The organism is Mesorhizobium sp. M0217 (assembly GCF_040321955.1).
GTDB lineage: Bacteria > Pseudomonadota > Alphaproteobacteria > Rhizobiales > Rhizobiaceae > Mesorhizobium.
In genome coordinates this window covers 205,908-226,167 of record NZ_JAMYSN010000004.1, presented here as the reverse complement: position 1 = coordinate 226,167, position 20,260 = coordinate 205,908, and the positions used below count along the sequence as shown (strand labels likewise).

The 20,260-nt window shown below is 63.0% G+C and carries 21 protein-coding genes; 10 read left to right on the top strand and 11 right to left on the bottom strand.

What is annotated here, in order from left to right; translation table 11 throughout:
• Positions 1-10: 10 nt before the first annotated feature.
• From sbmA to NKJ18_RS10085, 3 genes are all read right to left on the bottom strand, one after another.
• Positions 11-1,267, bottom strand: a complete 1,257-nt coding sequence (gene sbmA / locus NKJ18_RS10095) for a peptide antibiotic transporter SbmA (protein ID WP_023668493.1) — start codon at positions 1,265-1,267, stop codon at positions 11-13.
• A 115-nt stretch (positions 1,268-1,382) separates the two neighbouring features.
• Positions 1,383-2,540, bottom strand: coding sequence for a YbfB/YjiJ family MFS transporter (locus NKJ18_RS10090; RefSeq protein ID WP_023738455.1), 1,158 nt, complete (start codon positions 2,538-2,540; stop codon positions 1,383-1,385).
• A gap of 81 nt (positions 2,541-2,621) precedes the next feature.
• Positions 2,622-2,837, bottom strand: a complete 216-nt coding sequence (locus NKJ18_RS10085; RefSeq protein ID WP_023668495.1) for a hypothetical protein — start codon at positions 2,835-2,837, stop codon at positions 2,622-2,624.
• A 94-nt stretch (positions 2,838-2,931) separates the two neighbouring features.
• Here NKJ18_RS10085 and NKJ18_RS10080 point away from each other — a divergent pair, with 94 nt between their 5' ends.
• The 3 genes from NKJ18_RS10080 to NKJ18_RS10070 all read left to right on the top strand — a co-directional run bounded on the left by NKJ18_RS10080 (position 2,932) and on the right by NKJ18_RS10070 (position 5,554).
• Entirely contained in the window at positions 2,932-3,846 is a 915-nt protein-coding gene (locus NKJ18_RS10080) for a LysR substrate-binding domain-containing protein (protein WP_023687096.1), read from the top strand.
• Positions 3,847-3,931: 85 nt separating this feature from the next.
• Entirely contained in the window at positions 3,932-5,188 is a 1,257-nt protein-coding gene (locus tag NKJ18_RS10075; protein WP_023668497.1) for an aminopeptidase, read from the top strand.
• 9 nt (positions 5,189-5,197) lie between these two features.
• Positions 5,198-5,554: a DUF488 domain-containing protein gene (locus tag NKJ18_RS10070; protein ID WP_352758177.1), complete on the top strand. Its 357-nt coding sequence runs from the start codon at positions 5,198-5,200 to the stop codon at positions 5,552-5,554.
• A gap of 138 nt (positions 5,555-5,692) precedes the next feature.
• Here NKJ18_RS10070 and NKJ18_RS10065 read toward each other — a convergent pair whose 3' ends face one another.
• Positions 5,693-6,040 carry an ArsC family reductase gene (locus NKJ18_RS10065; protein WP_023709906.1) on the bottom strand — a complete coding sequence of 116 codons (348 nt, stop codon included), beginning with the start codon at positions 6,038-6,040 and terminating at the stop codon, positions 5,693-5,695.
• Between the two features lie 165 nt (positions 6,041-6,205).
• Here NKJ18_RS10065 and NKJ18_RS10060 point away from each other — a divergent pair, with 165 nt between their 5' ends.
• Positions 6,206-6,562, top strand: coding sequence for an ArsR/SmtB family transcription factor (locus NKJ18_RS10060; protein WP_023668500.1), 357 nt, complete (start codon positions 6,206-6,208; stop codon positions 6,560-6,562).
• Positions 6,559-7,038, top strand: coding sequence for an SRPBCC family protein (locus NKJ18_RS10055; protein WP_023668501.1), 480 nt, complete (start codon positions 6,559-6,561; stop codon positions 7,036-7,038). The genes NKJ18_RS10060 and NKJ18_RS10055 overlap by 4 nt, the downstream gene beginning before the upstream one ends.
• Positions 7,039-7,127: 89 nt before the next feature.
• Here the strand turns inward: NKJ18_RS10055 and NKJ18_RS10050 are convergent, their stop codons facing one another.
• On the bottom strand, positions 7,128-7,481 hold the full coding sequence (locus NKJ18_RS10050; RefSeq protein WP_023668502.1) for a nuclear transport factor 2 family protein: 354 nt from the start codon (positions 7,479-7,481) through the stop codon (positions 7,128-7,130).
• 186 nt (positions 7,482-7,667) lie between these two features.
• On the opposite strand from NKJ18_RS10050, the gene NKJ18_RS10045 reads away from it, so the two are divergent.
• Positions 7,668-8,372, top strand: coding sequence for an SOS response-associated peptidase (locus NKJ18_RS10045; protein ID WP_023701482.1), 705 nt, complete (start codon positions 7,668-7,670; stop codon positions 8,370-8,372).
• A gap of 440 nt (positions 8,373-8,812) precedes the next feature.
• Here the strand turns inward: NKJ18_RS10045 and NKJ18_RS10040 are convergent, their stop codons facing one another.
• The 6 genes from NKJ18_RS10040 to NKJ18_RS10015 form a co-directional block, all read right to left on the bottom strand.
• Positions 8,813-9,898 (bottom strand): ABC transporter ATP-binding protein, encoded by a 1,086-nt coding sequence (locus tag NKJ18_RS10040; protein ID WP_023735598.1) that lies wholly within the window; start codon positions 9,896-9,898, stop codon positions 8,813-8,815.
• Entirely contained in the window at positions 9,888-10,496 is a 609-nt protein-coding gene (locus NKJ18_RS10035) for a helix-turn-helix domain-containing protein (RefSeq protein ID WP_023687089.1), read from the bottom strand. Before NKJ18_RS10035 ends, NKJ18_RS10040 begins: the two co-directional genes overlap by 11 nt.
• A 212-nt stretch (positions 10,497-10,708) precedes the next feature.
• The gene (locus NKJ18_RS10030) at positions 10,709-11,815 is read right to left on the bottom strand and encodes an ABC transporter substrate-binding protein (RefSeq protein WP_023668506.1); all 1,107 of its coding nucleotides are present in this window, start codon (positions 11,813-11,815) and stop codon (positions 10,709-10,711) included.
• 25 nt (positions 11,816-11,840) lie between these two features.
• On the bottom strand, positions 11,841-12,668 hold the full coding sequence (locus NKJ18_RS10025) for an ABC transporter permease (RefSeq protein ID WP_502906159.1): 828 nt from the start codon (positions 12,666-12,668) through the stop codon (positions 11,841-11,843).
• Complete coding sequence (locus NKJ18_RS10020; RefSeq protein ID WP_023668508.1) at positions 12,665-13,546, bottom strand: ABC transporter permease; 882 nt, start codon at positions 13,544-13,546, stop codon at positions 12,665-12,667. The genes NKJ18_RS10025 and NKJ18_RS10020 overlap by 4 nt, the downstream gene beginning before the upstream one ends.
• A 96-nt stretch (positions 13,547-13,642) precedes the next feature.
• On the bottom strand, positions 13,643-14,920 hold the full coding sequence (locus NKJ18_RS10015; RefSeq protein WP_023747935.1) for an NAD(P)/FAD-dependent oxidoreductase: 1,278 nt from the start codon (positions 14,918-14,920) through the stop codon (positions 13,643-13,645).
• A gap of 176 nt (positions 14,921-15,096) precedes the next feature.
• Here NKJ18_RS10015 and NKJ18_RS10010 point away from each other — a divergent pair, with 176 nt between their 5' ends.
• From NKJ18_RS10010 to NKJ18_RS09995, 4 genes are all read left to right on the top strand, one after another.
• Complete coding sequence (locus NKJ18_RS10010) at positions 15,097-16,254, top strand: fumarylacetoacetate hydrolase family protein (protein WP_023747936.1); 1,158 nt, start codon at positions 15,097-15,099, stop codon at positions 16,252-16,254.
• Positions 16,255-16,391: 137 nt separating this feature from the next.
• On the top strand, positions 16,392-17,936 hold the full coding sequence (locus NKJ18_RS10005) for a sugar ABC transporter ATP-binding protein (protein ID WP_352514468.1): 1,545 nt from the start codon (positions 16,392-16,394) through the stop codon (positions 17,934-17,936).
• On the top strand, positions 17,933-18,961 hold the full coding sequence (locus NKJ18_RS10000) for an ABC transporter permease (RefSeq protein ID WP_352758176.1): 1,029 nt from the start codon (positions 17,933-17,935) through the stop codon (positions 18,959-18,961). Before NKJ18_RS10005 ends, NKJ18_RS10000 begins: the two co-directional genes overlap by 4 nt.
• A gap of 297 nt (positions 18,962-19,258) precedes the next feature.
• Positions 19,259-20,191, top strand: coding sequence for a substrate-binding domain-containing protein (locus NKJ18_RS09995; protein ID WP_023687083.1), 933 nt, complete (start codon positions 19,259-19,261; stop codon positions 20,189-20,191).
• The last annotated feature ends 69 nt before the right edge of the window (positions 20,192-20,260 follow it).

The window sequence follows — 20,260 nt, the reverse complement described above, 5'->3', positions numbered from 1 at the left end:
GCAGATAGGATCAAGCCGGGTCGGGTTCCTTTGCCTGGCGCGCGAGGAAACGACGATCGATATCGGGAAGCGGCTCGCCGTGGATAATTGCCTCGAAGGCACGCAGGCGCTTGTAAATGGACAGAAGCTCGACAATCGTTGTCCACGCATTGACGAGATATTGGAACGAGGAGCGCACTTGCCCGAAGGCATCGAGAATTCGGTTCAATAGACCCAAACTGATTTTGGCGGCCACCATCGTTGGGACCAATACTATATAAGGGAATATATTATCTATCTGAAGATAGAATATGCGAGCCACATTGAAATACATGTAGTGGAAGTAAAGCCTAAAGTAATTTCGCCGCACGTTGTTAAATAGTTCGGCGACAGTGGGCGGCCGAGCACGATTCGGATCATCTTCACCATAAACAAGTTCTTTTCGATAGGCAGCCTCGACGCGCTGGTTACGGAATTCGAGGCCTGGCAACTTGATGCCGACGAGCGCCAAGAAAGTAGTCCCAAAAATCGACCAAACAATCGCTACCACCACTAGGGAGTAAGGGACCTCTCCGACGATTGGCAATTCAGTTACATTTTTCGACAGAACGAGGAGAACGGGCAAGAATGCGATCAGCGTCATTACCGAGCGGACCAAATTCACACCGAGTGCTTCCATCGTCGTGGAAAAGCGCATGGTGTCGTCCTGGACACGCTGCGACGCTCCTTCGATAGTGCGAAGCCTGTCCCAATAGAACATGTAGTATTCATTCATCGCCGTGCGCCAGCGGAAGATCCAATGGCTCACAAAAAATAGGTTAAGGACACCCACGGCAACGGCCAATCCAGCGACCCAGGAGATGGTCAGCAGTTGGCTGTAGAAATCCCACGGCGTTGTCGAATACGCCTTGCCGAGCGCCCGCTGTATGAGATCGTAGAACGGTCCGTACCAAGCGTTAAAGGCTACATCCACTTGAACCTGGAAATAGATCACGAAGAGAATGAGCGCGGACCCAAGGATCGACCAGTTCTGCCAAGGATGGGGTGAATACCACCTCCAAAAGCCAGCGAAAAGCGCTACGCCCGTGCCGTAGTATAGGTAGAACCAGACGAACGGGTCAGACCAAAAGACTTCAACGCCAACGGGCGTGTCGGCTGCCACCGGAGCAAGCCCAATCAGGGTACCCAGCTCTTGGCCGCCGAAAAACCAAATTATGATGAGCAAAAGGCTCCAGACGGCGGCCGAGGTGAAAAACAGCTTCGGCTGCGGGAAGAAGGATACGAACACTGTGGTGAAATCCTCGGTCGGTGCGCAAATCAGCGGGGTTCAGCGGGCATAAAGTCACACATTAGGTGGAAAGCAAATGCCCGTACCCGATGCCCGGCATCGAGCAAGACCACAATCATGGCGATTTTGGCGCGGCCGACCAGGTGATCCCAGCAGATACCAGCAATACGCCAGCAGCGACGATCGAGGCCAGGAAGAAGTTGCCCGAGGCTTGCGCCAGCAGTCCGGCGACGATCGGGCCGACGATCTGGCCGATGCCGAAGGAAGCGGTCATCAGCGCAAAAATCCGGCGCGGCGCCTCCGGCACGAGCTGCCTTGCCGTCTGCAGGCCGAGCGCGGTGATGGCGATGAAGGTGCCGCCGAGCAGGACGCCCGCCAGCAGCGGCCCGGCGGTGCCGCCGATGGCGACGCTGGCGGTGACGCCGACCACCTCGACCAGGCAGCCCACGGCATAGGCGGTATAAAGCCCGATCCGTGCCGCTACCTTCTGCCACAGCCAGACCGAGGGAAAGCCGGCAAGGCCGGTGACCATCCAGACGCTTGCCTCGAAGACGCGGCCGCCGCCGCCCTGGCGCACGATGGCGACCAGGAAGGTCGCCGTCACCACATAGCCGAAGCCGAACAGGCCGTAGGCAACGATGACTTTTGCCAACGACCGGTCCCTCGGCAGTGCCGGTTCGCGGTCGGCCACGCCGCGGCCAGGTGCGGTGCTGCCGGCGAGCAAGGCGACCATCGCAAGGCCGCCGGCGGAAATCGCTGCCGACCACAGCCAGCCCGAAGCCCAGCCGGCATGTTCGGTGACCAGAACCGCCATCAGCGCTGAGGATGCCGCGATGCCGAGGCCGACGCCGCCGAAATGCAGCGCCTGCAGGTCGCTTCTGTTGGCGGCTGCCAGGTGACCGAAGACGATCGAGGCCATGAACACCATGACGAAGGCGCTGGCGAGACCGGCAAGGAAGCGGAGGACGACAAAGGCGGTCATCGTCTCGCTCAGCCCCATCAGGGCGGCGAGCGCAGCACTGGCGGCAAGGCCGCCAAACATCAGCAGGCGCTCGCGCCCATGCGCCCAGCCGCCTGCCGCCGCAAGCGCGCCGACGAGGTAGCCGAGATAATTGGCCGACGCGATCCAGCCGGCATCGGCCGGCGACAGATGCAGTTCTTCCATCATTCCGGGCAGGATCGGCGTGTAGACGAAACGGCCAATGCCCATGGCAACGGCCATGGCGATCATGCCAGCGAGAGCTTGGCGCAAGGGTGATGGAGCGGCGTTCATTGCAGCGCACCATAGAATTGGCGACCGATGAAACAATCCGCTTTGTGTTGGGCCAGCGGGCGCGACTAACGCCCCCGCATCTCAGCCGCAGCCGACCGCCCCGGTCTCGTAGGCGGTGCGGCGCGCCGTCAGCCGGAACGGGATATCTCCGAGTTCGCGTTCCGACATGGTGTCCAGCACCGGATGCGACAATGGGTCGGTAACCCAGTCGATGACATCGCCGCCGTGCATCCCATCATAGCGGTCCGGCCGGAGGCCGGCAGCGGCTAAGATCTTGAACAATGATACGATCGTCATCCTCGCCTCCTCGGTCTGACTGTCCCACTAAAATCTGCCTTGTCGGGCTGTCTTTCAATTGAGATTTCAGCCGCGCCGGTTTAGAAAAACTGAAATGGCTATGCTGAACCGCGTCCATCTCAACGGCCTGCGCGCCGTCGAAACCGTCGCCCGCCTCGGCTCGCTCGCGGCGGCGGCCGGCGAACTCAACGTCTCGGTCAGCGCCGTCAGCCAGCAGATCAACCGCACTGAAAAGCAGCTCGGACAGGCGCTGTTCGAACGCACCGCAAGCGGGCTGGTGCTGACCGAATTCGGAACGGTTTTTTCCGCCCGGCTGGGCGCCGGTTTTCGCGAGCTGGCGCAGGCGGTGGCGCTGGCCGATGAGGCAAGCCAATGCACGCTGGTGGTTTCGGTGGCGCCGGCCTTCGCCTCGAAATGGCTGCTGCCGCGATTGTCGCGGCATTTCGACCGCCATCCCAACGTGCTGCTGCGCATCGACGCCTCGGTGCGCCTCGCCGATCTCGAACGTTCCGACATCGACATCGCCATCCGGCTTGGCGACGGCAAATGGCCGGGCGGCCGGGCGGAACTTTTGTTGGCGCAGGAAGTCTTTCCGGTCTGCGCGCCGGTGATCGCCAAGAAACTGAAGTCGATCGAAGACCTGGCGCAGACCTGCGCCATCACCGACGAGCGGGCGATGATCAACTGGGAGAGCTGGTTCAAGGCTGCCGGGGCCGAGCCGGTCAGCTTCCGCAAGGGCGCGCGCTTCACCGACCCGATGCTGTGCCTGGAATCGGCAATCGCCGGCCACGGCGTCATGCTCGGCTGGCAATTGCTGGCCGCCGATGCGCTGGCCGACGGCCGCCTCGTCGCGCCTTTCGGCGTGCGGGCGCAGAGCGGCCTCGGCTACTGGCTGGTGACCTCGGCCACCAAGACCGAAAGCCGCAAGGTGCGCGATTTCAAGATCTGGATCCGCGAAGAGATCGCGGCGACCGTGGCGCAGTTCAGCGCGCTGGAAAGCGCTGCCTAGGGCTGTCCGTCGCGACGGTGCTGGAAAGGACAGCCGCGCCGGCCTATGTTGGAACTCTCACTCCCGGACCAAGGCAGGCAGGATCATGACCACACATTCGCGCGGCGTTTCCGCAACCATCGACCCGGTGAAGCTCGACAGGCTGGCGGAAGTCGCCATCAAGGTGGGGCTGCAATTGCAGCCGGGGCAGGATCTGGTGCTGACCTCGTCGATCGCCGCACTGCCGCTGACCAGGCGCATCGTCGAGCACGCTTATAAAGCGGGCGCCGGCCTGGTGACCCCTATCTTCAACGATGACGAGATCATGCTGGCGCGCTTCCGCTACGGCGCGGATGCCGGCTTCGACCGCGCCGCCGGCTGGATGTATGAAGGCATGGCGAAGGCCTTTTCCAACAATGCGGCGCGGCTTGCCGTGCGCGGCGAGGACCCGTCGCTGTTGTCGGCGCAGGACCCGGCGAAAGTGGCGCGCGCCAACAAGGCGAACTCGATGGCCTACCAGCCGGCGCTGGAAAAGATCACCGGCTTCGACATCAACTGGAACATCGTCGCCTACCCGGATCTCGCCTGGGCAAAACAGGTCTTCCCCGGCGATGCCGACGATGTCGCGGTGGTGAAGCTCGCCGATGCGATCTTTTCGGCATCACGGGTCGATGTGGAAGACCCGATCGCAAACTGGACGGCGCACAATGCAGCGCTGCGCGGCCGCACAAAGTGGCTGAACGAGCACAATTTCCATGATCTGCATTTCAGCGGCCCGGGCACCGACCTGACCGTCGGGCTGGCCGATGGCCATGAATGGATGGGCGGCGCCTCGACTGCCAAGAACGGCGTCACCTGCAATCCGAACATCCCGACCGAGGAGGTCTTCACCACGCCGCATGCACGGCGCGTCTCCGGCCATGTATCCTCGACCAAGCCGCTGTCCTACCAAGGCACGCTGATCGACGATATCTCGGTGCGTTTCGAAGAGGGCAGGATCGTCGAAGCCAAGGCTTCGAAGGGCGAGGACGTGCTGAAGAGAGTGCTCGACACCGACGAGGGTTCGCGCCGGCTCGGCGAGGTGGCGCTGGTGCCGCATTCCTCGCCGATCTCGGCCAGCGGCCTGCTGTTCTTCAACACGCTGTTCGACGAGAACGCCGCCTGCCACATCGCGCTCGGGCAGTGCTATTCAAAATGCTTCGTCGACGGCGCCTCGCTCAGCCAGGACGAAATCGCCCAGCGCGGCGGCAACAAGAGTTTTATCCACATCGACTGGATGATCGGCTCGGACAAGATCGACATAGACGGCGTGCATAAGGATGGCCGCCGCGTGCCGGTGATGCGCAAAGGCGAGTGGGCGTAAAGGGGGCGGATGGCCTCCGACCTGACGGTCAAGCGAATTTACGAAGCACCCGCGCCCGATGACGGGCAGCGGGTGCTGGTCGATCGCATCTGGCCGCGCGGCGTCAGCAAGGAGGATGCCGCGCTGACGCTGTGGCTGAAGGAGATCGCGCCGAGCGATGAATTGCGGAGGTGGTTCGGACATGAGCCGGCGCGATGGGCGGAGTTTCAGGTGCGGTATTCGGTCGAACTGGATGGGAATAGAGAAGCGGTGGCGAAACTGCGTGGCTTGCTCGGCAAGGCCAAGGTGACGCTGCTTTATGGCGCGCATGACGAGGCGCATAACAATGCGGTGGCGTTGGCGGGATATTTGCGCGGGACGGGTTGAGAGACAGCGAACCGCTGCATACGCCGCAAGCGAAAGCCTTCACAATTAGCGATCGCCCTCCACGCGTTCGTCATCCTCGGGTCTGCGCTGCGTCGCTTCGCTCCTTGCTACGCCATAGGCTGACGAGGCAAGGCTACGCTACTTCACCACCCCTTCATAAGCCTCCGGCTTGAACCCCACCAAAATCTCATCCCCGACCTCGAGCACCGGGCGCTTGATCATCGTCGGGTTGGCCAGCATCAGCTTCCTGGCCTTCTTCTCGTCGAGCCCTTGCTTGTCCTTGTCCGGCAGTTCGCGAAATGTGGTGCTGCCCTTGTTGAGCAGCTTTTCCCAGCCAACCTTGCCGACCCACCCGTCCAGTCTGCCCGCCTCTATCCCCTCGGCCCGGTAGTCGTGAAAGCGGTAGGGCACAGCATGGCCCTCCAGCCAGGTGCGCGCCTTGCGGATCGTGTCGCAGGTGGTGATGCCGTACATGGTGATCGTCAAAACGCGCTTCCCTTGACTGACAGTCGAATCCTCAGACAGCCTAAAACCGCCCTCCCCGCTTTGCCAGCTTCCCAATCGCTAGCGGCGCTTTTTTAGAGGTTGCCAATACTAAGGAAATTTCCTAAGTATCTGCCTGCACCGCGTCGACAGACCTCAGGATCGCCCATGCCAAGCCTCCTCGCCCCAACTACAAGTCTCCCGCCGATCGACGGCATCTTCCGCGCGCTGGCTGACCCGACGCGGCGGCGCGTGGTCGAGCGGTTGAACCGCAGTCCGGCCTCGGTCAGCGAGTTGGCGCAGCCTTTCGAGATGGCGCTGCCTTCCTTCATCGAGCATCTGAAAGTGCTGGAAGGCTGCGGTCTGGTGCGATCGGAAAAAATCGGCCGCACCAGGACCTATCAGCTGGCGCCCGAACCGCTGCAGCTCGCCGAAAACTGGCTGGCCGAACAGCGCACGCTGTGGGAGCGCCGACTCGATCAATTCGACGCCTATGTGATGAGCCTCAAGGAGCAAGAAAAGTGAGCTATCCCTTCAAGCCCGACCCCAGACTGGACCTTGTGCTGGAGCGCAAGCTCGACGCGCCGCGCGAACTCTTGTGGAGCGCGATGACGGTGCCGGAGCATGTCAAGCAATGGTTCACGCCCAAGCCCTGGCTGATCACCGATTGCGAGATCGACCTTCGTCCGGGCGGACTGTTCCGGACGCGCATGCAATCACCCGACGGCAAGGAGGTCAACGACCGCCATTGCTGCTATCTCGAGATCGTGCCGAACGAGCGGCTGGTGTGGACCGATGCGCTGCTGCCGGGCTATCGGCCCTCCGGCGAGCCCTTCATCACCGCAGTCATTTCGCTTCAGTCGGATGACAAGGGCACGCGCTACACGGCAACGGCCATCCATCGCGACGAGGCTACCCGCAACAATCATGAAGAGATGGGGTTCTTCGACGGCTGGGGCACGGTGGCCGATCAGTTGGCGCAGTATGTGAAGACCATTTGAGCTTTTCCCACTGCGGCCAGGACTTTGTCCCGGCCGCCTGGTTTTTGGGTCGTGCAGCGAAGTGCGCCGGAACCCTACGGCACCCGGGCTCAGTAGTAGAAGCGCTCTTCGGTGATCTTGCCGTTCTTGACCGTGTACAGGCCAACCTCGTCCATGGTGACCCGTTCGCCGGTGGCCTTGGGCGTTATGTCGAACTTGAAGCGCACCGCGAACTGGTCGCCGTTGACATAGGGGCCTTCGACAGAGCCGCCATGGACTTCGTGGTTCGCTTGCCACCATTCGCCCTTTTGCCTGAGAGCTTCCTTGCCACGGGCAATGGCCATCGGGCCCTCCATCGCTTCGAGGCTGACGATATCATCGGCATTGTACTTTTCACCAGCACCCAGGTGATCCCCCTGCTGGAGCATTTCGGTGAAATCCTTGGCAACATCCGCGATGGTCATGTGTGTTCCTCCTGTTCAGACTGGTTTGAAGTAGGGAAGCGCTTGCCGGCCCGCCACCTTTACCCGCACGACAGCTGACACGGTGTGTCAGGACGATGATACAGCGCGGCTGTGTGACGACGATTGCGGCGGCGTCGGACAGCGACTTCGGTTGCAGACAAAAGCCAATTCCGCAATGCTGGGTGCATGTGCAACCTCTACAACATCACGACGACGCAAGAGGCGGTCCGCCAATGGACCCGCACATTGCGCGATATCAGCGGCAACCTCGAACCTTCGCTTGATGTCTATCCCAATCAACCTGGGCTTGTCGTTCGCAACAGGGCGGATGGGGAGCGTGAACTGGCGAAACTGCTTTGGGGTTTGCCAACGCCGCCCGAGCGCATGAAAGGTAAGGCCGACTACGGCACCACCAACGTTCGCAATCCGCAATATTCGCACTGGCAGCAATATGTGGGCGTCGAGCACAGATGTGTCGTGCCGGTGACCAGCTTTGCCGAGCCCAGCCCTGCGGCGAACGATAAAGACCCGGAAACAGGAATCCAGCGAAATTACTGGTTTGCCCGTGGCGAGAGCCGGCCGTTGTTCTTCTTCGCTGGTTTCTGGACGTCTTGGCAGGGCGTGCGAAAGGTCAAGGACGGTCCCGGCGACTTCGAGCTATACGCCTTCATGACCACCAAGCCTAATGCTCTCATTGCGCCGATCCATGAGAAGGCTATGCCCGTGATCCTCACCACGCCGGAGGAAACCGAGGCTTGGCTGACGGCGCCATGGTCGGAAGCACGGCATTTGCAGCGGACGGCGCCCAACGACGCGTTGGTGATCGTTGAGAAGCCAGCCACACAGATCAAGTTCCCACCACGGGCCCCGGCCCAAGGGTCTCTGTTTTAGCCCGAAATCGGCTCTCCTCAATCGTCGTCTCGCCAGATTACCCGGCGAACCATGCGGATTTCGACAAGACGTCTGACGCGAATTTTAAGGCGTTCAGCAGCGCTTGGCAGAATGATGCCTGCATCGAGCTCACGACCTTTGCAGCGCTCGCACCGCATGTGCCGCTCCACATCCCAAAAGGGGATATCACCAACCAGCTTTGCGAGATCGCCAGGCAGATAGTGTCGAGTGATGTTGCAGTTCCGACATCGAACACGAATTAGCTGCCCGACTTCATGCGCCAAGCAGAGGGTTTGCACATTTCGGCGCGGTCGGGTGCTTAGTTCGGGCATCCCGCAAAGTAGGAATATGTTCCTTTGCGAGTCAATTCACACTTAATTCCACCTTGGCGATCTTCACAGCAGGTTAAATCCAACCGTCGATGAAGGGATTGGGTTGGATCAGCTCGGCAGCATAGGGCAGTTGGCACCACGGCGCAGGCTGATATGCGCCACGTCGCCGACGCTGAATTGAAAGCCCTCGGCCTGGCGCGGCGCATCGATCACCACCGGCAGCCCCTGCCCGAGTTCGGCATGCAGGCGCAGCGTGCGGCCGTGGAAGACGATGGAGTTGACGCGCGCCGGCGTGGTGCCGGCGGCGGCGTCGGTGGTGGCCAGCAGATCCTCCGGACGGACGCCGATGGTGTGCGTCGCACCTTCGCCGGGCGTGTCGCCGGTTTCGGATGTCGCCTCCAGCGAGAGCCCGCCGGCGGCGAAGCGCAGGCGGTCGCCATCGCGGCCGATGAAGCGCGATTGCAGCAGGTTCATGGTGCCGATGAAGCTCGCGACGAATTTCGTCGCCGGCCGGTCGTAGAGCGTGGCCGGCGGCGCGATCTGCTCGATGCGGCCCTTGTTCATGACGACGATGCGGTCGGAGATCGACAGCGCTTCGGTCTGGTCGTGGGTGACCATGACGAAGGTGGTGCCGAGCCGCGACTGCAGCCGCTTCAGTTCAACCTGCATCTGTTCGCGCAGATGCGCATCGAGCGCCGACAGCGGTTCATCGAGCAACAGAACGCGCGGCTCGCAGACTATGGCTCGGGCGAGCGCGACGCGCTGGCGCTGGCCACCCGACAGTTCGGAAACGCGGGCGCCGAGCTTGTCGGCGAGGCCGACCATGTCGAGGGCTTCGCGGACGCGCTTTGCCTGCTCGGCGCCGGACAGTTTGCGCAGCGACAGGCCGAAGCCGACATTCTCGGCGACGTTCATATGCGGGAACAGCGCATAATCCTGGAACACGGTGTTGACGGGACGGTCGAACGGCCTGAGCGCGGTGATGTCGCGACCATCGAGCAGCACCTTGCCGCTCGACGGGCTCTCGAAACCGGCAATGACGCGCAGGCTGGTGGTCTTGCCGCAGCCCGAGGGCCCGAGCAGGGTGATGAACTCGCCGCTGATAATGTCGAGATCGACGGCGTCGAGCCCGACAATGCCGCCGGGGAAAACCTTCGAGACCGTGTCCAGGCGTACCAGCGCATCAGGCGCCATCGCGAACCTCGGACGGCTTGGTGGTGTTGACCCAGAGGATCTGGCAAGGCTCGGTGCCGGGATTGCGGAAGGCGTGCAGAAGCGTGCTCTTGAAGGCAAAGGAGTCGCCGCTCTTCAGCACGTATTTTGTCGAGTCCACCACCAGTTCGACCTCGCCCGACAGGACATAGCCGAACTCGTGACCGATATGCGCATAGGCTTCCGCCGTGCCGCCATCGGCTTCCACGGTCACCAAGAGGCCGGTCAGCGCCGCGCCCGGCGGCGACAGCAGCGCCTTGGCGATGCCTTCCGACTTGACCGGGAGCTGCCGCCTTTTGTCGGCGCGCACGCAATAGAGATCGTTGGCGGCTTCGTTGCCGTCGGTGATCAGCGCCGAAGGCTCGATGTCGAGAGCGGCGGCCAGCGGCCAGATCACCTTGACGCGCAGCGAAGACAGGCCGCGCTCGATCTGGCTCAGCGCCCCAATCGACACGCCGGCTTTTGCCGCAAGCTCGGCCAACGACAAATTGCGCTCCAGCCGCAGCGCCCGCACGCGCCGGCCGACGCGGATGTCGGCGTCGGCCTTGGGCTTCTCGGTTGCGTCGTCAAGCATGTCCATGCGTGGGTCCTCGTCTCTTTATTGGCGCGGCGCGGGGTTGATAGGCTCCCCCTTGTCCCCTTGTGGGAGAAGGTGTCGCCGAAGGCGACGGATGAGGGGTGTTCCAGCGGAGTGAGACGTTGGCGTTCCTTGGAACACCCCTCATCCGTCTCGGCGCTGTGCGCCGATCCACCTTCTCCCACAAGGGGAGAAGGGGACACCCCAGCCTCAGCTCACCCCCCAGCCTTCACCTTCTCGAACATCTTCGCCACATCGTCATTCTGCTTCATCGGTCCGGTGAAGATGGTGGTCTTCAGCATCACCTCCGGGTCCGCCGGCAATTGCAGCTTGTCCAGTTCGTCCTTCGCCACGCCGGCGAAGGCGGTGCTCAGCGAGCTGCCATAGCCGTAGGCCTGGATCAGGTACTTACCCGAGTCGGCGTCGAGCCGGCTGTTGATGAAGTCATAGGCGAGGTCGACGTTTTTGGCGTCCTTGAGCATGACGAAGCCGCAGGCCCAGGTCAGCATGCCCTCCTTCGGCTTCATGAACTCGACCGGCACGCCCTGCTTCTTCAGCGAGGTTGCCGACGCGTTCCAGGTCATGGCGGCGACCAGCTGGCCGCTGGCCAGCGCCTGTTCGACCGAGGTCATGTCGGTGGTGTAGTTGGAGAGCAGCGGACGCTGCTCGCGCAATTTTTCCGCCACCTTGTCCATCTGCTCCGGCGTCATATCGAAGGGGTTTACGCCGGCCAGAAGTGCTGCAACGATCGGCGTGTCATGCACGGCATCGATGGTCGCCATGCGGCCGGCATATTGCTTGTCCCACAGAAGGTTCCAGCTCGCTTCCGGGTTCTTCACCAGATCGGTGCGGTAGAGGATCGAGGTGTTGCCCCAATCCCACGGCACCATCCAGACCTTGCCGTCGCCAGCCTGGATGTCGGGCAGGTTCTTGAACACCGGGAAGATCGAATCCCAGTTCTTGATGCGCTTGGTATCGATCGGCTGCAGCAGGCCTTCCTTGTTCCAGCGCGCCACCTTGTCGTAGCAGGGATGGGCGATATCGGGGCGGAAGCCGGCCTTGACCTTGGTGAAGGCATCGTCGTCGTCGCCGAAGATCGAGGCCTCGACGCCATCGGGATGGGCCGTCAGGAAGCTCTTGTTGAAGTCTGGCAGTTCATAGCCGGACCAAGTGAAATATTGCAGCTTGTCGGCGGCGAAGGCGACAGTCGACGACAGGACGATTGCAAGCGCGGCAAGCCCGGTGCGGGCTGTCTTTGCAGTGATCGATTTCGGGCCAGTGATCGATTTCAGCCCAGTAATTGATTTCGGGTCGAATGCCATTTCGGTTCTCCTCTTTTGTTATGGTTCAGGCTGGACTGGTGGGCGCCGTCCGACGGGCTGTGCTCAGCCCGCGATGGCGCAGGATTTCGGCGATGCCGGCGATGATGACTGACACAGCAAGGATAGCTGTCCCCAGCGCCATCACGGTCGGCAGCGAGCGAGGAAAACGCAGTTGGCTCCAGATGTAGAGCGGCAGCGTCGGCTCGGTGCCGGCGAGGAAGAAGACGACGATGAACTCGTCGAAGGAAATCAGAAAGGCCAGCATGAAGGCCGAGACGATGGCCGGCAGCGAGAGCGGCAACATCACCCGCCGGAAGGTCGTCCAGTCGGAAGCGCCGAGATCGAGTGCGGCCTCGCGAATGGTTTTCGGAATTGCGGCAAACCGGCTGCGCATGATCACCACGGTGGTCGGCAGCGCCACCAGCATGTGGCCGAGAACGATGGCGATGCGCGACGGGCCGAGGCCGATGAGATTGACGAGGATCAGCAACGATATGCCGACGATGACGCCGGGGATCAGGATCGGCAGCCTGGAGATGGCGCTGATGGTGGCGGCGAGCGGCGAACGACCGTAGAGGTCCATATAGGAGACGGTGATGCCGCAGAGCGTGGCGCCGGCGGCGGCCACGACGCCAATGACGAGACTGTTCAAAAGCGCGCCGGACAGCGCCGGATTGCCATAGAGCGTGGCATACCATTCGAGCGTGAAGCCCTGCAGCGGAAACGCGGCCTGGATGGAGTTGTTGAAGGAAAACAGCGGGATCAACAGCACCGGCAGATAGAGGAAGACGAGATAGGCAAGCACATAGACGCCGAGCCAGCCGCGGCCATCATCTCTCCGCGCGGCGCTCATGTGCGGCTGCCGAATCTGCGGTCGGCGCCGCGTGCGACCAGCACCACGCAGAGGATGACCAGCATCACGCAGACTGAAAGTGCCGCCCCGAACGGCCAGTCATTGGCCTTGCCGAACTGCGACTGGATCAATGTGCCGATCATGGTGCTGGCGGGACCGCCGACCATGGCCGGGGTGACATAGTCGCCGACCGTCGGCACAAAGACGACGAGGGCGGCCGCCAGAACGCCCGGCATCGAATTGGGCAAGACGACGCGGCGAAACGCCGTGAACGGTCTGGCGCCGAGATCGGAGGCGGCTTCGAGCAGTGATTTCGGGATGGTGTCCAGCGCCACATAGATCGGCAGGATGGCGAAGGGCGCATAGGCATGCGCCAGCGTGACGACCACCGCCGCCGGCGTGTTGAGGAAGGCCAGCGTCGGCTCCGACCAGATGCCGCTTTCGATCAGCGCCGAGTTCAAGACGCCGTTGTAGGCGAGCACGATCTTCCAGGCGAAGACGCGCAGGAGATAGCTGGTCCAGAACGGCAGGGTCACCAGAAACAAAAGCAGGCTGCGGCGGCGGCCGGCATGGAAGGCGAGATAGTAGGCGACGGGATAGGCGGTGACGACGGTCGCCAGCGTCACCAGGCCGGCGATCACCAGCGAGCGCAGCGTCACCGTCCAGTAGAGCGGATCGGAGACCACGGTGATGAAGTTGCCTGCCGTGAAGCCGGCGCCGAGCAGCGAACCGTCATTGCCGCGAAGTGAGAGGAAGAGCACAAGGCCAAGGGCAAACAGGATCAGGAACAAGGTGACCAGCCCGCCCGGCAGCAACATGGCGAAGCGGAAGCCTCGGGACGACCCTGCCGGCGCTTCTGTTGCAACGATGCTCGACATCGGACTGCTCAACGGAAATATGAAATCGGCTTAGCTTTTTTCATATTTGTGAAACTGTCAAGCTGAATCCACGAGGCCTAGGCGACCGGCACCCAATCAGCGCTCGAAGGCGTCGAGCATCCGGTACCAGGCGATGGTCGCGGCGACGCCGACCTGGCGGAAGGCGTGGAACGGGATCGGCCGGACCGGCGACAGCGGGAACGGCAATTGATTGACATCGCCGCCCGCGAGGTAGCCCGCCATGCGTTTTCCCAGCGCGGTCATCAGGCCGACGCCCCTGCCCTGGCAACCAACCACGGCGAGCAGGCCCTTTTCCGGCTCATGGATGTGCGGCAGGTGATCCGGTGTCATCGCCACGCGGCCGAACCAGCGCTTCTCGATGACGACATCGGAGAGCGCCGGATAGAGCCGCACCAGCGCGTGCTGCAGATGCGCCCAGTCGGCCTCGCTCCTCGGCCGCGCCATGCGGCCGCGGCCGCCAAGCACCAGATGGCCGTCGGCTGTTTTGCGGTAGTAGACGAGAATGCGCCTGGAGTCGGACACCGCCTGCCCTTCCGGCAGGATCGTCGCCGCAAGGTTGGATGACAGCGGCGCGGTCGCGACCTGGAAGGAATGCAGCGGCACGATCGTTTCCGCGAGGCCCGGAAGCAGTCCATCGGTATAGGCGTTCGTCGCCAGGACAACCGCTTTCGCCCGCACCTCGGCGCCGCTTTCGGTTGAGACACGCCAAAGGCCGGCCTCCTTGCGGAGTTTCACCACCTTCTGCCGCTCGGCAATGCTGGCGCCGGCGGCGGCGGCGATGCGCGCCAGTTCCACTGTATAGGCGAGCGGATCGATGATGCCGGCGCGGCGGTCGAGCCAGCCGCCGAGATAGCCTTGCGCGCCGGTCATATCGGCGATCTCGCTTTCATTCAGAAGCCGGACATCGGCGCCACGCGCCCGCCATTGACCATCCCTGTTCGCCGCCGCTTTCAATGCGGTTTCGGTATGCGCGGCCTGGATCCAGCCCTTGCGGGTGAGCGGCACCGCCAGCTTTTCGTCGCGGATGAGATCGAACACCGTATCCGCCGCCGAGGCGGCGAAATCGACCAGCGCTTGGCCACGCTCGGGGCCGAAATGCTCGAGCAGCCATTCGGGATCATATTTCAGGCCGGGAATGACCTGGCCGCCATTGAGGCCCGAGGCGCCCTGGCCGATCTCGCCAGCCTCCAGCACCTGTACACCGAGACCGAGCCGGGCTGCGTGCAAGGCGGTCGACAGGCCCATGAAGCCGCCGCCGACGATGGCAACGTCGACCGGCGCAGTGACGAGCAACTGGAAGGCGGATGCGGTCTGCGGCTTCTGCCAGATCGGAACGGAAAACGGTGCGGGCAAGGCTTCACCTGGAGTATGCGGAAAATGAAAATTCTAGTGCCAGTTTCATTTTTTTGAAAGGGCGGGCCTCATGTCAGAACCGACAATTGCCTGCGCCACGGGATAGACCTTTGGCGTGAATCCGGTGAAAGTGCAGCGGCCCAGCTGCCATCTCGATCATCAAAGGACCGTAAGCCATGACGAACCCAACGCAGCTTCCCGCCGACGGGCTCTTCATCGGCCGAGCCAGGGCAAGCGATGCCTCGCATCCGCTGGTGGTCACCGTGCGCGACGGCATCGTTTTCGACGTCACCTCGACCACCGCACCCACAGTGCGCGACATCTGCGAGATGGCCGATCCGGCCGGACACGTGCGCTCTGCCAAGGGCGAACCGATCGGCTCGCTCGACGCGATCGCCGCCAACAGCTTTCAGGCCACCCGCGATCCGGCAAAACCCTATCTGCTCTCGCCTGTCGACCTGCAGGCGGTGAAGGCGTCGGGCGTGACCTTCGTGGTCAGCCTGCTCGAACGCGTCATCGAGGAGCAGGCGCGCGGCTCGGCGGAAAAGGCCGACGCCATCCGCGCCGACATTGCCGGGCTGATCGGCCACGATCTGTCGAAGCTGAAGCCCGGCTCGCCTGAGGCGATGGAGATCAAGGCCAAGCTCATCCAGCGCGGCGCCTGGTCGCAATATCTGGAAGTCGGCATCGGCCCCGACGCCGAGATCTTCACCAAATGCCAGCCGATGGCGTCCGTCGGCTTCGGCGCCGATGTCGGGCTGCATCCTGTCTCCACCTGGAACAACCCCGAGCCGGAGATCGCCATGATCGCCGCCAGCACCGGCAAGATCGTCGGCGCGACCATCGGCAACGACGTCAATCTGCGCGACGTCGAGGGACGCTCGGCGCTGCTGCTCGGCAAGGCCAAGGACAACAATGCCTCGGCCTCGCTTGGGCCCTTCATCCGGTTGTTCGACGCAAGCTTTTCCATCGACGATGTCAAGCGCGCCACGGTGGGGCTGAAGGTCGAGGGCGAGGACGGGTTTTCGCTGGAGGGCGCGAGCTCGATGGCCGAGATCAGCCGTTCGCCCGAAGAGCTGGTCGCGGCCGCCATGGGGCCGCACCACCAGTATCCCGACGGCTTGGCGCTTTATCTCGGCACCATGTTCGTGCCGTCGAAGGATCGCGGCGAGAAGGGCAAGGGATTCACCCACAAGATCGGCGACATCGTCACCATCTCGTCGGAGAAATTCGGCGCGCTGGTGAACCGCGTGCTTCTGTCGCCCGATTGCCCGCACTGGACCTACGGCGCCAGCCATCTCATGCGGGACCTCGCCAAGGCCGACCTGATCTGATTTCGGAGCAGCGGGACGAACGGATAGCCGATAAACGTTCGCATCCGGTCCCTGTAAGCCGTTTGTTAGCGGAATCCGGGTGACTGTATCGGAAATTCGCTCCAGGATCGGGGCGCGGTCTGTGGGGGCCGAATCGCATGCTCGGTTTGCCGATGATATCGGTGCGCAATCTCGCCATGCGTTATGGCGGCGTTGTCGCGCTCAGGGATATGAACCTGTCTGTCGGACAGGGGACCATCCATGCTGTCGTCGGTGAAAGCGGCGCCGGAAAGTCGACGCTGGTGAAGGTGCTTGCCGGCGTGCTCCGGCCCAACAGCGGCACCATCCGCGTCGGCGACCAGATCGTCACCGTCGACAGCCCGATCGCTGCACGCAAGCACAGCTTCGGCGTCGTCCACCAGGGGCTCGGCCTGTTTGCCGACCGCTCGGTGCTGGCCAATCTGTTCGTCAATCGCGAGCCGTTGCGCAATGGCTTCGTCTCCAGGCGCGAAATGGAGGCACGCAGCCGCACCTTGCTTCGGCAACTCAAGCTCGACGTCGATGTCCACGCTCCTGTGGGACAACTCGGCATGGGCGAACGGCATTATGTCGAACTCGGCCGCGCAATTCTGGAAGGCCCGAGGCTGCTGATCCTCGATGAACCGAATTCTGCGCTCGACCGGCGCCAGACCGAGCACCTGTTCACCGTACTAAGTGACCTCAAGGCCAAGGGCACGAGCGTGCTCTATGTCTCGCACCGGCTGGAGGACGTGTTTGCGATCGCAGACCAGGTCACCGTGATGCGCAACGGCCGTGACGTGCTGACAAGTGAGCGCTCGGCGTTGAGCGAAGCCGATGTGATCGACGCCATGATCGGCCAGCAGCGCGGCAGCCTGTTCCCGCCTGCACTGCCGGCCAATGCCAGCACGATAAGGCCGCGGATCACGGTGGAGGGTCTGAGCGGCGGCCGGATTTCCGGCGTCAGCTTCACCGCCCGCTCCGGCGAGATCCTCGGCTTGGCCGGGCTTGAGGGGTCGGGCGTTGAAGACCTGTTCGAGATGCTGTTTGGCCTGCGCGAGGCGCAAAGCGGCAGGGTGCGGCTCCCCGACGGCTACGGCTTGCCTGGAAATCCGACCGAAGCGGCGCGGCGCGGCATCGGCCTGGTGCCGGCCAACCGCCTGTGCAACGGCCTGATGCCCGACCGGTCGCTGGCCTTCAACATAGGCAACATCGCTACAGGCGCCCGCAACTGGGGGTCTCGCCGCTACTCGCCCAAGGCCGCGATCGCCGCCGCCGCAAGGCAGATCGATGCGCTGCGCATCAAGGGCCTGCCGGACGCGCCGGTGAATTCGCTGCTGGCCGGCGATCAGCAGAAGATCGTAATCGCCAAATGGCTGGAGACGGCGCCGCAAGTGCTGCTCCTAGACAATCCGGCTGGCGGTATCGAGGCGGCTGCCAAGCGCAAGATCTATGCGCTGATCCGGCAGATGGCGGCCAATGGCTGTATCGTTTTGCTGCGTTCGGTCGAGCCGTCCGAACTGACCAACCTCAGCAACCGCGTCCTTGTCTTCCACCGCGGCCAGGTCGCCGGCGAGCTGTCCGGCGTCGAGATGAAGCGAAGGACAGTGCTGCAACTGACCACCACCGGCGAGATGCCGGAGGCGGAGCGGCCGAAAAAGAAACTCGTGGGAGCCATGGCATGACACGATTGGATCCCATGCTACAGCTTGCCGGTTCGGCTGCCCACCCGAAGCGCAGCCTTCGCCTGCCCGTCGAACTCAGGCCGCTCATCGGGCTCGTTGTCCTGGTGGCGATTACAGGCTTTGCCCGGCCGGATTTCCTCGATGAGGCCAATGTGCTGTCGTTGCTGGAAACCGCTGCGTATCCCGGCATGCTGGCGATCGGCATGGTGTTCGTGCTCGCACTCCGCGAGATCGACCTTTCCGTCGGCTGGATATTCCATCTCGCGGCCCTTCTCACCGCATTCCTTCTGGCCGCCGGCATCGACCCGTGGCTTGCCGCCCTTGCCGGCGTGCTGCTCGGCGCCGGGCTCGGCCTCGTCAACGGCCTGCTGGTGGTGGCGCTGCGACTGCCGGCCATCGTCGTTACGCTGGGCACCTTTGCAATGTTCCGGGGCGTGGCGGCGGTGGCCGTCAAGATGCAAGCGACAGCTCCGGCCAGCCCAGGCGGCGACTTCTTTGAGATCGTTCACGGCAAGCTGTTCGGCCTTGTGCCGACGGCTGTCTTTGTCTTCGTCGCAATGGCGGTGGTGATGCACCTCGTGCTTCACCGCAGCCGCTTCGGCTACCGGATCCAGGCCGTCGGCAGCAATCCGCAGGCGGCGCTCTATGCCGGCATCCCGACAGGTGCTGTGCGGCTGCAGACGCTGGTGCTGATGGGCGTCATCTCGGGGCTGGCGGGCGCGCTGTGGCTTGGCTCTCCCGTTACCGACGTCGACCAAGGCGGCGGTTTCGTGCTGATGGCGATTGCCGCGGCGATCATCGGCGGCACCTCGCTTTCCGGCGGGCGCGGCACCGTCTTCGGTGCGGTGATCGGCATGCTGATCGTCCAGGTCATCTTGAGCGGCGTGACCCTGTTCGGCATCGACGCCGCATGGAGCCCGTTCGTGATCGGCGCGGTGATGGTGCTGGCGCTCGCGCTCGACCGGCTGGCCAAGGTGCTGCGCAACCGCCAGGCCGAGCGCTTCCAGGAAAATCCGCGCGCCTGAGTTTAAGCCCCGCCTGCTTGCCGGGGAATATCTCTATCTCTTGGTTTGACGCAATTCCGGGCGGAAAACCGTTTCACACTTTTCCTGGAATTGCCCTCTAACTGATGCGATCTGATGGGATCGCTGATGGCGCGTTGCATCGCGCCACCATCCATTGGGCGGATAGAGGCTTGCCATCGGCCGCAAAAGAAGATGCTCTGCGCATCCGGGTCGGCGCTGGCAGGAGGAGAGGATCAAGGGCATGGCCCGGATCATCGCCGGACGTGGAGGTCGTTTTTCAACATGGGAGGAAAGCAAATGCTGACGAGGCTACGATTACTCGTGCTTGGCTTGATTGTGGCGCTGGCCGTTCCGGCGGCGGCACAGGCCAAGACGTTCTACTGGATTTCGCATGGCGGCCCGGCCGACCCGGTATGGACCTACTTCCTGGCCGGCGCCAAGCAATGGGCGAAGGACACCGGCAACACCGTCAACACTTCGTTCCACAATGGCGACGTTGCCTCGCAGCAGGAGGCCGTGCGCGCCGCGATCTCGGCAAAGGCCGACGGCATCGTCACCACCAGCCCCGATCCGGGCAGCCTGATCGAAATCGCCAAGGAAGCCAACACCGCCAAGATCCCGATCATCAACTTCAACACGCCCGATCCCAAGGCAAGCTTCGACGCCTATGTCGGCGGCGACAACGTCACCTTCGGCAAGCACTGGGCGCAATATCTGGTCGACAAGGGTCTGGTGAAGAAGGGCGACTTCGTCTGGATGCCGGTCGAAATCCCCGGCGCCACCTACGGCGTCCAGGAAGAGGAAGGCATCAAGAGCGTCTTCGAACCGCTGGGGATCACCTATGAGATCACCGAAGCGACGCTCGACCAGGCCGAAGCCATCAACCGCATGGTCGACTATCTCACCGCGAACAAGGCCAAGGTCAAGGCAATCATCGGCCTCGGCGATCTGGTCACCGGCTCGATCAAGCGGGTGTTCGACCAGGCCGGCATCAAGCCGGGCGAAATCCCGGTCGTCGGCTGGGGCAACTCGCTCGACACCACCCAGGAAGTGCTGACCGGCTACGTCAATGCCGGCCAGTGGCAGGACCCGCAGGCGACCAGCTACGTCGCGCTGTCGCTGGCCAACATGGCGGCGTCAGGCATTCCTCCGGGCTTCAACGTCATCACCGGCGCGCTCTATGAAAAGGACACCGCGCAGGTCTACGACGACATCCTGTCGGGCAAATAACCCAGACCTTCAACAGTCGCGGCCGCAGCCGCGGTCGCGACTGTCTTTCGCCGAGCCCTTCGCGTTGCG

Bases quoted from the DNA above. Each gene is read 5' to 3' on its own strand.
- NKJ18_RS10070 (WP_352758177.1), top strand. From the start codon at position 5,198: ATGGCCTCCGACCTGACGGTCAAGCGAATTTACGAAGCACCCGCGCCC.
- NKJ18_RS10020 (WP_023668508.1), bottom strand. From the start codon at position 13,546: ATGTCGAGCATCGTTGCAACAGAAGCGCCGGCAGGGTCGTCCCGAGGC.
- NKJ18_RS10025 (WP_502906159.1), bottom strand. From the start codon at position 12,668: ATGAGCGCCGCGCGGAGAGATGATGGCCGCGGCTGGCTCGGCGTCTAT.
- NKJ18_RS10000 (WP_352758176.1), top strand. From the start codon at position 17,933: ATGACACGATTGGATCCCATGCTACAGCTTGCCGGTTCGGCTGCCCAC.
- NKJ18_RS10045 (WP_023701482.1), top strand. From the start codon at position 7,668: ATGTGCAACCTCTACAACATCACGACGACGCAAGAGGCGGTCCGCCAA.
- NKJ18_RS09995 (WP_023687083.1), top strand. From the start codon at position 19,259: ATGCTGACGAGGCTACGATTACTCGTGCTTGGCTTGATTGTGGCGCTG.
- NKJ18_RS10090 (WP_023738455.1), bottom strand. From the start codon at position 2,540: ATGAACGCCGCTCCATCACCCTTGCGCCAAGCTCTCGCTGGCATGATC.
- NKJ18_RS10010 (WP_023747936.1), top strand. From the start codon at position 15,097: ATGACGAACCCAACGCAGCTTCCCGCCGACGGGCTCTTCATCGGCCGA.
- NKJ18_RS10075 (WP_023668497.1), top strand. From the start codon at position 3,932: ATGACCACACATTCGCGCGGCGTTTCCGCAACCATCGACCCGGTGAAG.
- NKJ18_RS10060 (WP_023668500.1), top strand. From the start codon at position 6,206: ATGCCAAGCCTCCTCGCCCCAACTACAAGTCTCCCGCCGATCGACGGC.
- NKJ18_RS10035 (WP_023687089.1), bottom strand. From the start codon at position 10,496: ATGGACATGCTTGACGACGCAACCGAGAAGCCCAAGGCCGACGCCGAC.
- NKJ18_RS10040 (WP_023735598.1), bottom strand. From the start codon at position 9,898: ATGGCGCCTGATGCGCTGGTACGCCTGGACACGGTCTCGAAGGTTTTC.
- NKJ18_RS10050 (WP_023668502.1), bottom strand. From the start codon at position 7,481: ATGACCATCGCGGATGTTGCCAAGGATTTCACCGAAATGCTCCAGCAG.
- NKJ18_RS10080 (WP_023687096.1), top strand. From the start codon at position 2,932: ATGGCTATGCTGAACCGCGTCCATCTCAACGGCCTGCGCGCCGTCGAA.
- NKJ18_RS10005 (WP_352514468.1), top strand. From the start codon at position 16,392: ATGCTCGGTTTGCCGATGATATCGGTGCGCAATCTCGCCATGCGTTAT.
- NKJ18_RS10030 (WP_023668506.1), bottom strand. From the start codon at position 11,815: ATGGCATTCGACCCGAAATCAATTACTGGGCTGAAATCGATCACTGGC.
- NKJ18_RS10085 (WP_023668495.1), bottom strand. From the start codon at position 2,837: ATGACGATCGTATCATTGTTCAAGATCTTAGCCGCTGCCGGCCTCCGG.